The sequence below is a fragment of the Streptomyces hygroscopicus subsp. hygroscopicus genome (assembly GCF_001553455.1).
Lineage (GTDB): Bacteria > Actinomycetota > Actinomycetes > Streptomycetales > Streptomycetaceae > Streptomyces > Streptomyces hygroscopicus.
The window spans coordinates 1-10,953 of sequence record NZ_BBOX01000294.1; the positions used below are offsets into that span (position 1 = coordinate 1).

7 protein-coding genes are annotated in these 10,953 nt (G+C 73.3%); 5 read left to right on the plus strand and 2 right to left on the minus strand.

Annotated features, from left to right (window positions below; genetic code table 11):
- Positions 1–89 precede the first annotated feature (89 nt).
- From AXW62_RS46155 to AXW62_RS27545, 5 genes are all read left to right on the plus strand, one after another.
- Positions 90–2,351: a sensor histidine kinase gene (locus AXW62_RS46155; RefSeq protein ID WP_370682941.1), complete on the plus strand. Its 2,262-nt coding sequence runs from the start codon at positions 90–92 to the stop codon at positions 2,349–2,351.
- Between the two features lie 26 nt (positions 2,352–2,377).
- Positions 2,378–3,679: a bifunctional glycosyltransferase family 2/GtrA family protein gene (locus tag AXW62_RS27525; protein WP_060946893.1), complete on the plus strand. Its 1,302-nt coding sequence runs from the start codon at positions 2,378–2,380 to the stop codon at positions 3,677–3,679.
- Positions 3,676–6,093 carry an ArnT family glycosyltransferase gene (locus tag AXW62_RS27530; protein ID WP_060946887.1) on the plus strand — a complete coding sequence of 806 codons (2,418 nt, stop codon included), beginning with the start codon at positions 3,676–3,678 and terminating at the stop codon, positions 6,091–6,093. Before AXW62_RS27525 ends, AXW62_RS27530 begins: the two co-directional genes overlap by 4 nt.
- A 452-nt stretch (positions 6,094–6,545) precedes the next feature.
- Positions 6,546–8,072 carry an MFS transporter gene (locus AXW62_RS27540; RefSeq protein ID WP_060946889.1) on the plus strand — a complete coding sequence of 509 codons (1,527 nt, stop codon included), beginning with the start codon at positions 6,546–6,548 and terminating at the stop codon, positions 8,070–8,072.
- A gap of 75 nt (positions 8,073–8,147) precedes the next feature.
- Positions 8,148–8,930 (plus strand): TetR/AcrR family transcriptional regulator, encoded by a 783-nt coding sequence (locus AXW62_RS27545; protein WP_060946890.1) that lies wholly within the window; start codon positions 8,148–8,150, stop codon positions 8,928–8,930.
- 96 nt (positions 8,931–9,026) lie between these two features.
- Here the strand turns inward: AXW62_RS27545 and AXW62_RS27550 are convergent, their stop codons facing one another.
- The gene (locus tag AXW62_RS27550; protein ID WP_060946891.1) at positions 9,027–9,878 is read right to left on the minus strand and encodes a YceI family protein; all 852 of its coding nucleotides are present in this window, start codon (positions 9,876–9,878) and stop codon (positions 9,027–9,029) included.
- Between the two features lie 192 nt (positions 9,879–10,070).
- Positions 10,071–10,953: MSCRAMM family protein (locus AXW62_RS27555; RefSeq protein ID WP_252368751.1), on the minus strand; the 883-nt coding region annotated here is incomplete at its 5' end.

A 10,953-nucleotide genomic window follows, 5' to 3' on the forward strand; every position in this document is an offset into this window, starting at 1 on the left:
CCCCCGCCGCTCCGGCGGCGGAACCGGGGCGGGGGCGTGCGCACGCCCGGCGCGCTCGGCGCCAGCGGACCGGGCGCCGTCCCTGGTCGCTGCGGACCCGGCTCGTCGTCTCGGCCGTCGCGCTGATCGCGGTGGTCTGCGCGGTGATCGGCACGGTCACGACCATCGCCCTGCAGTCGTATCTCCAGGGCCAGGTGGACGACGATCTGCGCGGGTCCGTCGGGCGGTTCCTGGCCAAGCCGGGGCCGGGGGGCCAACTGCCCCGCAACGATGTGCTCTTCGTCGCCTCGCCCGGTCAGCCCATCGGCACGGTCGGGGCGCGCTTCGGCCAGAACGGTGAGATCTCCACGTCCGGCAAGAGCAACGACTCGCCCATGACGAACGACATCGACGCCGAGGGCCGGGTGGACCCCCTGACCAGCGGTCAGCGGAAGGAGCTGGCCACCGTTCCGCGCGACGGCCAGGTGCACACCGTCGAGCTGCCCGGTCTCGGCGGCTACCGGGCCATGGCCCAGTGGGACCACGGGGACGGCGGCATCATCCTCGCCTTCCCGCTCGACCAGACCCAGGAGACGGTCAACACCCTCATCCTCGTCGAGGTCTGTGTGACCGCGGCCGGGCTGGTCGCGGCCGGGATCGCCGGGGCCGCGATGGTCGGCATCTCGCTGCGCCCGCTGCGCCGGGTGGCCGCGACCGCGACCCGGGTCTCCGAACTTCCCCTGCACAGCGGTGAGGTGGCGCTGCGCGAGCGCGTTCCGGCCTCGGAGGCCGACCCGCGCACCGAGGTCGGCCAGGTGGGCGCGGCGCTGAACCGCATGCTCGGCCACGTGGAGTCGGCGCTGGCCGCACGGCAGGAGAGCGAGACGCGGGTGCGGCAGTTCGTCGCCGACGCCAGCCACGAGCTCCGTACGCCGCTCGCCTCGATTCGCGGTTACGCCGAACTGACCCGGCGCGGCCGGGAGGAGATCGGGCCCGACACCCGGTACGCCCTCGGCCGGGTCGAGTCCGAGGCCGGGCGGATGACCGGACTGGTCGAGGATCTGCTGCTGCTGGCCCGGCTCGACGCCGGCCGGCCCCTGGAGTCCGCGGAGGTCGATCTGTCCCCGCTGGTCGTCGACGCCGTCAGCGACGCGCGGGCGGTCGGCTCCGACCACGAGTGGCGGCTGGAGCTGCCCGATGAACCCGCGGTCGTGCAGGGCGACGACGCCCGGCTGCGTCAGGTGCTGGTCAACCTCCTCGCCAACGCCCGTACGCACACCCCGGCCGGCACCACGGTCACGGCGCGGGTGCTGTGGACCGGACCGCGGTCGTCGCCGTGCCGTACGCCGTATCTGGCGCCGCACGGCCTGCCCTACGGGCCTGGCGGGGCGGCCGGGACGAGCGGGACCGGCAGGACCAGCGGCACCTACGGGGCTGACGAGGTCTACGGGCCCGGCGGGGTGGCCAGGGCAGTCGGGACGGCCGGGGCAGCCGGGGCGGCCGGGGCCTACGGGCCCAGCGGGGCAGCCGGGACGGGCACGGTCTACGGGCCCGGCGGGGCCTACACGCCCGCCAGGTCAGCCGAGGCCACCGGGTCAGCCGGAGCCACCGGAGCCTCCGGAGCCGCCGGGGCAGCCGGAGCTGCTGGGGCAGCCGGAGCTGCTGTGGCCACCAGAGCCGCCGGGGCAGGCAGTACCGCCGAGGCAGGCAGCCCCCGTGGGGCAGGCAACACTGATGGGCACCGTAAGAAGAGCGGGAGCGGTTCGCCGTACACCGCGTCGTACGGGTCCTCGAACGCCGCGGCTCGCGCTGCCGGGACGTCGTACGGGTCCCCGCACACCGCCGCTCATGCTGCCGGGACGCTCTACAGGTCCCCGAACGCGACCGCCCGCGCCGCCGGGACGCCGTACGGGCCCCCGTACACCGCCGCTCATGCTGCCGGGACGTCGTACGGGCCCCCGAACGCGACCGCCTGCACCGCCGGGACGTCGTACGGGCCTCCGTATACCGCTGCTCGCCCCGCCGGGACGCCCTACGGGTCCCCGTACACCGCCGCCCGCGCCGCCGGGGTGTTCGGGACGCCGCAGTCGCCCTCGTACGTCTCGCTGGAGATCGAGGACGACGGTCCTGGCATCCCGCCCGAGCTGCTGCCGCATGTCTTCGAACGGTTCGCCCGGGGCGACGCCTCGCGCTCCCGTGCCGCGGGCAGCACGGGGCTCGGGCTGGCCATCGTGCACGCGGTGGTGGCCGCGCACGGTGGGCAGGTGACGGTGGACAGCGTTCCCGGGCGCACCGTCTTCGGCGTCCATCTGCCCGTTCACCAGGTCGTAACGCACTCACAGGCAGGCCACAGGCTGACCACACAGCCGTGACAGCGCCGCTCGCGACCGTCGACCTCATGCGAACCGACACCCCTCTCGAGGCACCGCCCGAGACACCCCTGCAGACCTTGCCCGCACGCGGGCCGGTGACGATCGAACGTGGCCGTCCGGTGCTGGACGTCGTCATCCCCGTCTACAACGAGGAGGCGGACCTCGAGCGGTGCGTGCGACGGCTGCACGACCATCTGACCCGCACCTTCCCCTACGGCTTCCGGATCACCATCGCGGACAACGCCAGCACGGACCGCACCCCCGAACTCGCGGCCCGACTGGACGACACCATCGAGGAGGTGACGGCGGTCCGGCTGGAGCAGAAGGGGCGCGGGCGGGCGCTGCGCACGGTGTGGTCGCTGTCCGACGCGCCCGTGCTCGCCTATATGGACGTCGATCTGTCCACGGACCTCAAGGCGCTGCTGCCGCTGGTCGCCCCGCTGATCTCCGGTCACTCCGACCTGGCGATCGGATCACGGCTGGCGCGCAGCTCACGCGTAGTGCGCGGGCCCAAGCGGGAGTTCATCTCACGGGCGTACAACCTGATTCTGCGCGGCAGCCTGGCCGCCCGCTTCTCCGACGCCCAGTGCGGTTTCAAGGCGATCCGCAAGGACGTCGCCGAACGGCTGCTGCCGATGGTCGAGGACACCGGGTGGTTCTTCGACACCGAGATGCTGGTGCTGGCCGAGCGGGCCGGGCTGCGCATCCACGAGGTGCCGGTGGACTGGGTGGACGACCCGAACAGCACGGTCCACATCGTGAAGACGGCCACCGAGGACCTCAAGGGCGTGTGGCGGGTGGGGCGCGCGCTGGCCACCGGCGCGCTGCCGCTGGACCGGGTGCGCCGTCCGTTCGGCGACGATCCGCGCGACCGGGAGCTGACCGGGGTGCCGAAGGGGCTGGCCCGCCAACTGGTCGGGTTCTGCGTGGTCGGCGCGCTGAGCACACTGATCTATCTGCTGCTGTACTCCCTCTTCCGGCTGGGCACCGGCCCGCAGGTGGCCAACGTGCTGGCGCTGCTGCTGTCGGCGCTCGGCAACACGGCGGCCAACCGGAGGCTCACCTTCGGTGTACGCGGCCGGGACCGCGCGATGCGCCACCAGGCGCAGGGGCTGGTCGTGTTCGGCATCGGCCTGGTGCTCACCAGCGGCTCCCTGGCCGCCCTGGACGCCGCCCCCGGCACCGCCTCGCACGGCACCGAACTGGCCGTGCTGATCGCGGCGAACCTCGCCGCGACCATTCTGCGCTTCCTGCTCTTCCGGGCCTGGGTCTTCCCGTCGGACAGCGGGGCGACCATCGACGACGACCCGAGGAACGACAACCGATGACGACGTACGACCACGGGGCCCGCGACGCCGGACCGCCGCTCCCGACTCCCCCGTCTCCTCCGTCTCCCTCGTCTCCCTCGGCGGCCCCGACTCCCTCGGCGGTCCCGGCGGCCCCGGACGCGGCGCGGGCGGCGCGGCCGTCGTCCCCCGGCGGATCGCGGGTGGCACGGGCCTGGCGGGGACGGCCGGAGGACCCGCGCTGGGCGCGGCCCGCCCTGTGGGCCCTGCTCGCCGTGACCACCGTGCTCTACCTGTGGAGCCTGGGTGCCTCCGGCTACGCCAACCAGTTCTACTCGGCGGCCGTGCAGGCGGGCAGCCAGAGCTGGAAGGCGTTCTTCTTCGGCTCCTCCGACGCGGCGAACGCCATCACCGTGGACAAGCCCCCGGCCGCGCTGTGGCCGATGGCCCTGTCGGTGCGGCTCTTCGGCCTCTCCTCCTGGGCGATCCTCGTGCCCGAGGCGCTGATGGGCGTCGCGACGGTCGGGGTGCTGTACGCGGCCGTACGCCGCCGGTTCAGCGCTGCCGCCGGGCTTATCGCGGGCGCGGCGCTCGCGGTCACCCCGGTCGCGGCGCTGATGTTCCGCTTCAACAACCCCGACGCGCTGCTGTGCCTGCTGATGGTCTCGGCGGTCTACTGCGTGCTGCGCGCCCTGGAGGACGCCCGCACCAAGTGGCTGGTGCTCGCGGGGGTCTGCTTCGGCTTCGGCTTCCTCACCAAGACGTTGCAGGCGTGGCTGATCCTGCCGCCGCTCGCGGTGGTGTACGCGGTGTGCGCCCCGGCGAAGTTCGGCCGGCGGATCGGGCAACTGCTGCTGGCCGGGCTCGCGATGGTGTTCTCCGGCGGCTGGTGGGTCGCGATCGTCGAGCTGTGGCCGGAGTCCTCGCGTCCGTACATCGGCGGTTCGCAGCACAACAGCTTCCTGGAGCTGACCTTCGGCTACAACGGTCTGGGCCGGATCAACGGCAATGAGACCGGCAGCGTCGGCGGGGGCGGCGGCCCCGGCGGCAGTGGCGGCAGGTGGGGCGACACCGGGATCGACCGGCTCTTCAGCTCCGACATGGGCGGTCAGATCGCCTGGCTGCTGCCCGCGGCGTTCATCCTGCTGGCGGCCGGGATCTGGCTGACCTGGCGGGCGGGGCGCACCGACACCCGGCGCGCGGCCTTCCTGGTGTGGGGCGGGGCGCTGCTGATGACGTTCACCACCTTCAGCTTCATGTCCGGGATCTTCCACCAGTACTACAACATCGCCCTGGCGCCCTACATCGCGGCCGTCGTGGGCATGGGCGCGGCAGTGCTGTGGGAGCGGCGGAACGAGGGCGGCCGTGCGGGGGCGGTGGCCTCGGCGGTGCTGGCCGTCACGGTCGCGGTCACCGCCTACATGTCGTACGTCCTGCTGGCGCGGTCCCCGGACTGGTTCCCCTGGCTGCGCTGGGCGGTGCTGATCGCCGGGCTCGCGGCGGCGGCCGGGCTGCTGCTGACGGCGCGCCTCGGGCGGAAGGCGGCGCTGGCCGCGGCGGGCCTCGGCCTCGCGGCGGGGCTGGCCGGACCGGTCGCGTACACGCTCAACACGGTCGACACCCCGAAGAGCGGCTCGATCATCACGGCCGGTCCGGCGGTGTCGGGCGGCATGGGCGGCCCCGGCGGCGGCTTCCCTGGCGGCGGCCGGGGCGGTCCGCCGGGGATGCGGAACGGCCGCCTGGGCGCGGGCCAGCAGGGACAGGGCCAGGGCAACCAGCAGGGCGGCCAGGGCCAGAACGGTCGGCAGGGCATGCCGGGCGGGGGCACCGGTGGGGGGCAGCAGAGCGGCCAGAACGGTTTCCCCGGCGGCGGTTTCCCGGGCGGCGGGCCTCAGCAGAACGGCCAGGCCAACGGTCAGGGCAACTCCCAGGGTCAGACCAACGGCCAGGGGCAGGCCAACGGCCAGGGGCAGGCCAACGGCCAGGGGCAGGCCAACGGCCAGGGGCAGGGGCAGAACGGCCTGCCCGGCATGGTGCCCGGCGGCGGTATGGGCGAAGGCGGCGGACGCGGCGGCGGCATGGGCGGACTGCTCAACGGTCAGCGGGTCGACGCCGAGGTGAAGGCGAAGCTGGAGAAGAACGCCGGCGACTACACCTGGATGGCCGCGGCGATCGGGTCCCAGAACGCCGCGAGCTACCAGCTCGCCACCGAGAAGCCCGTGATGGCCATCGGCGGCTTCAACGGCAGCGACCCGTCCCCGACCCTCGCCCAGTTCAAGGCGTATGTGAAGCAGGGCAAGATCCACTACTTCATCGCCTCGGGCGGTATGGGCGGCGGTCCGGGTGGCGGCCAGGGGACCTCGTCCCAGATCACCTCTTGGATCGAGTCCACCTACAAGAAGGTCACCGTGGGCAGCACCACGCTCTATGACCTGACCCAGAAGAAGTCCGGCTGAACGGCCGGGCGGGTGGCTTGCTGAGCGGCTGGGCGGACGGCCCGCTGAGTGGCCGGGCGGGTGGCTTGCTGAGCGGCTGGGCGGACGGCCCGCTGAGTGGCCGGGCGGGTGGCTTGCTGAGCGGCTGGGCGGACGGCCCGCTGAGTGGCCGGGCGGGTGGCCTGCTGAATGGCTGGGCGGACGGCCCGCTGAGTGGCCGGGCGGGTGGCCTGCTGAATGGCTGGGCGGACGGCCCGCTGAGCGGCCAGGCGGGCGCCCTGCTGAACGGCAGGCGGACGGCCCGCGGGACGGCGGCCCGCGGGGCGGCGGGCTGAGGGGTGGGCCGGACCGCCGGCCGGCGGTCCGGCCGACGCGTGCGGGACGAAAATGTCCGCACCCCGTCCAGTAGCCCTTGTACGGTGTATGGCATTCGTCCTGTCATACACCGTACACGTGTGCCTCTGGAGACCCTCATGACGGCCCCGATCGCCGATACCACCTCCGACGCCCCGCCCGATCGGCCGTCCGGCGGCCATCCCCGGCGATGGGTGATCCTCGCGGTCATCTGTCTGGCGCAGCTCACCGTGCTGCTGGACAACACGATCCTCAATGTGGCGGTCCCCTCCCTGGCCAGGGAGATGGACGCCCGCACCGCCGACATCCAGTGGATGATCAACGCCTATTCGCTGGTCCAGTCCGGACTGCTGCTCACCGCGGGCAGCGCCGCCGACCGCTACGGGCGGAAGAAGATGCTGATCGCCGGGCTCGCCCTGTTCGGCATCGGCTCGCTCGCCGCGTCGATGGCGCAGGACCCCGGTCAGCTGATCGCCGCCCGCGCGGGCATGGGGATCGGCGGCGCGCTGCTGATGACCACGACGCTCGCGGTCGTGGTGCAGGTTTTCGACGAGGGTGAACGGGCCAAGGCCATCGGGCTGTGGGGCGCGGTCAGCTCGCTCGGCATCGCCGCCGGGCCGCTGATCGGCGGCGCGCTGCTGGAGCACTTCTGGTGGGGCTCGATCTTCCTGATCAACCTGCCCGTCGCACTGCTCGGCCTGGTCGCCGTGGTCTGGATGGTGCCGGAGTCGAAGGTTCCGACCAGTGACCGCCCCGATCTGCTCGGCGCGCTGCTCTCCACGGTCGGCATGACCTCGGTCGTCTTCGCGATCATCTCCGGGCCGGAGCACGGCTGGACCTCCGGCCGGGTGCTGCTGTCGGCCTTCGTCGGCGTCACCGTGATGACCGGTTTCGCGCTGTGGGAGCGTCATATCCCCCATCCGATGCTGGACATGCACTTCTTCCGCAACGGCCGGTTCGTGGGCGCGGTGGCGGGCGGCATCCTCGTCGCCTTCGGGATGGGCGGCTCGTTCTTCCTGCTCACCCAGCATCTGCAATTCGTGCTCGGCTACGACGCCCTGGACGCGGGGCTGCGCACCGCGCCGCTCGCGCTGGTGATCGTCGCGCTCAACCTCACCGGGGTCGGTGCGCGGCTGCTGCCCAGACTGGGGACCCCGGTGACGATCGTCAGCGGGATGGGGCTGCTCGCGGCCGGTCTCGCCGCCATCGCGACGCTCGGCGCGGACGGCTATGGCGGGATGCTCTTCGGGCTGGTGGTGATGGGGGCCGGTATCGCGCTGGCCATGCCCGCGATGGCGAACGCCATCATGTCGGCCATCCCGCCGGAGAAGGCGGGGGTGGGCGCCGGGGTCAACGGCACGCTCACCGAATTCGGGAACGGGCTCGGCGTCGCCGTCCTGGGCGCGGTGCTGAACTCCCGCTTCGCCTCGCTGCTGCCCGCGGTGGCCGCCGGAGCGGGCTCGCTTCCGGCCGCCGTCGCCGCGGCCCGGACCCCCGAGGACCGCGAGGCCGTCGCGGACGCCTTCTCCTCCGGTGTCGAGACCAGTCAGCTGGTCGGCGCCGCGGCCGTGCTGGCGGGCGGAATGGTGGCCGCGCTGCTGCTCAGCAAGGCCGAACGATCTTCACAGGAGGCTCCGGCGGCATAGCATCAGAGGGAGTGAGGTGCCGCGTGCCCGGTCCCGGGGCCCGTGGTGCCGGTGCACCGGAGAAAGAGAGGCGCCATGGCCACCGGCAGCCGTACCGTCCGCCCGCGGTCCAGCGTATGGCTCTCCGAACGCAAGGCGCCCCGCCGCAAGGGGGACCAGCAGCCGGTCGGGCTCGACCATGTGAAGATCGTCGCGGCGACGATGCGGCTGCTGGACGCCGAGGGCCTGGCCGGTTTCTCGATGCGACGGCTCGCGGCGGAACTCGGGGTGACCGCCATGTCGGTCTACTGGTACGTGGAGACCAAGGACCATCTGCTCGAGCTCGCCCTCGACGCCGCCATGGGCGAGATAGCGCTGCCCATCGAGACCGTCGGCCCCGTCGAGGGCTGTGAGCACACCCTGGCCGAGCCGCGTGACTGGCGCGAGCAGCTGCGTCAACTCGCCTCCGAATACCGCCGGGTGCTGGTCCGCCATCCCTGGCTGTCCCCGCTGATGGGGGAGTACCTCAACATCGGGCCCAACGCGGTGGCCTTCAACAACGCCGCGCAGGCCGTGATGCTCAACAGCGGACTGCCGGACGACAAGCTGCCCAGCGCGCTGGCCCTCGTCTACCAGTTCGTCTACGGATTCGGCACCATCGAGGGCCGGTTCGCCGCCCGCTGCCGGGCGGCGGGGCTCAGCCAGGACGAACTGTTCCACGAGATGGTGAGTTCGCTCGAGGACCGTCCGGAGTTCGATGAGTCCCGGAGGATCATGGAGGCCCGGGGCGGCGGCACCGTCGAGCAGATGCGCGAGCGGGACTTCGCCTTCGCGTTGGACCTCGCGATCGCCGGTATCGAGGCCCTTCGGGGCCGGTAGCCCGCGCCGGTGGGTCGGCGCGCCGGCCCGGGGCATCAGGCCCGGGGGCCGTCAGGCCCGAGGGGCATCAGGCCCGGGGGCGGCAGACCCGGGGCATCAGGCCGCGGGCAGCCCCTCGCCCTGCACCGCCTGTATGTCGAGCTCGACCCGCAGGGTCGTGCCGATCGCCGCGATGCCCGCCGCGACCACCTGGTTGTAGTTCATCGCGAAGTCCTCGCGGCGCAGCTCGGCGGTGGCCCGGAAGGCCGCCCGCACCCCGCCCCAGGGGTCGGGGCCCGTGCCCAGGTACGTCAGGTCCAGATCCACGTCTCGGACGACGCCGTGCATGGACAGCTCGCCGTGGACCGTCCAGCGGTCCGCCCCGGCCGCGGTCAGATGCGAACTCCGGTACGTCAGCTGCGGGTACTCCTCCACATTGAGGAAGTCCGCCGACTTCAGATGGCCGTCCCGCATCCCGTTTCCGGTGTCGATGCTGGCCGCCTGGATGACCGCCTCGACGCGCGACTTCTCCACGTCCTCGGCGACTTCGATCCGCCCGCTGAACTCCGTGAACCGCCCGTGCACGCTGGAGATCCCCAGATGCTGGGCGACCGCGGCCACCGTCGAATGGGCCGGGTCGAGCGTCCACACACCGGGCGGGGGGAGTTCCACGCCGCCCTGCCGCGCCAGCACCACCGTGCCCATGTCCACCCGCCCGGAGGCGGTGACGATCGCCGTGGACGCGACGGGGGCATAGCCGACCGCGGTGGCGATGATTGTGTAAGGACCCGCCGGCAGCGGCTCGTCGGTCCGCACGGCGCCTTCCTCGTCGGCCTGTGCGCGCAGCACCTGTGCGCCCGTCATATCGGTGACGGTCAGCACCGCGTGCTGGACCGCCCAGCCGTCGCGGGTGCGGATCCGGGCCCGCAGCCCAGTTCCCCCGCCTGCTCCTGCTCCTGTGGTCGTCATGCCGCGTTTCGCTCCCGCTCGCGTGTTGCTCGTCATGCTGTGCGCCGGATCCGGGCGGCGGTGTCAGGCCGTCCCCTGCCCTTACTACACCGCCGCCGGGATCCGGGTTCCGGGTCCGGCGGAGAGATTCCGCCGCCCGGTCCGGGCCCGGGGCGCGTCTCCGCTCGTGCGCGCCCCGGGCCCGGAGTTCCGTCAGTCGCCCGGGTGGGCGAGCTCGACGTCGTGGCCGTCGACACCGGAGCCGGCGACCGTCAGCGCCCCCGCGACCGGCGGGTAGCCGCTCGCGATGACCGTGTAGTCGCCCGCGTCCAGGTCGGTGAAGGCGTAGGCGCCGTCCTCACCGGTGGTGGCGGTGGCGACCACGTTCCCGGCCGCGTCCACGAGGGTGACCCGCGCGTCCGGCAGTGGCCGCCGGTCGGCCCCGGCCCGGACGGTGCCCTGCACCCGGGCGCCGGCCTGCAGGGCTATCTCCACCCGGGTCAGCCCCTGGGCGCCCACCTCGACGGGCAGGGCCGCGGGCCGGTAGCCGGGCGCGTTCACCGCGACCGTGAAGGTTCCGGCGACCAGCTCCTCGAAGCTGAAGTCGCCCTGCTCACCGGTCTTGCCGGTGGCCAGCACCTCACCGCGGACGTCGGTGACCACGACCATCGCCGCGTCGACCGGCCGGCCGTCGGCGGCACCGCGCACGGTGCCCACCAGACCGCTGGTGGCCGACAGGACGATGTCGAAGCCGAGCGGTTCGTCCCCGACCACGATCGTGGACGCCTGCGGCTGGTGCCCGTCGGCCGCCGCGATCAGGACGTACGAACCGGAGCCCGGCGCGTCCAGGGCGTAGGAGCCGTCGGGGTGCGCCACCGAGCGGCCCAGCTGCCGCCCGGCGAGCGAGATCAGCGTCACCGCGGCGCGGGCGACGGGGCCGCCGTCCGCGTTCCGCACGAAGCCGTGCACGCCCTGCCGGGGCTGGTGGTCGCCGCCGCCCCCGGCGGAGGCGAAGGCCGCAAGGCGCTGCGGGGCGGCGGCCGCGAGGGCGCCGTCGGAGTCCGGCGTGTGCACATCGGCGGCCGGGGCGCCCACC

Bases quoted from the DNA above. Each gene is read 5' to 3' on its own strand.
- AXW62_RS27530 (WP_060946887.1), top strand. From the start codon at position 3,676: ATGACGACGTACGACCACGGGGCCCGCGACGCCGGACCGCCGCTCCCG.
- AXW62_RS27545 (WP_060946890.1), top strand. From the start codon at position 8,148: ATGGCCACCGGCAGCCGTACCGTCCGCCCGCGGTCCAGCGTATGGCTC.
- AXW62_RS27525 (WP_060946893.1), top strand. From the start codon at position 2,378: ATGCGAACCGACACCCCTCTCGAGGCACCGCCCGAGACACCCCTGCAG.
- AXW62_RS27540 (WP_060946889.1), top strand. From the start codon at position 6,546: ATGACGGCCCCGATCGCCGATACCACCTCCGACGCCCCGCCCGATCGG.
- AXW62_RS27550 (WP_060946891.1), bottom strand. From the start codon at position 9,878: ATGACGACCACAGGAGCAGGAGCAGGCGGGGGAACTGGGCTGCGGGCC.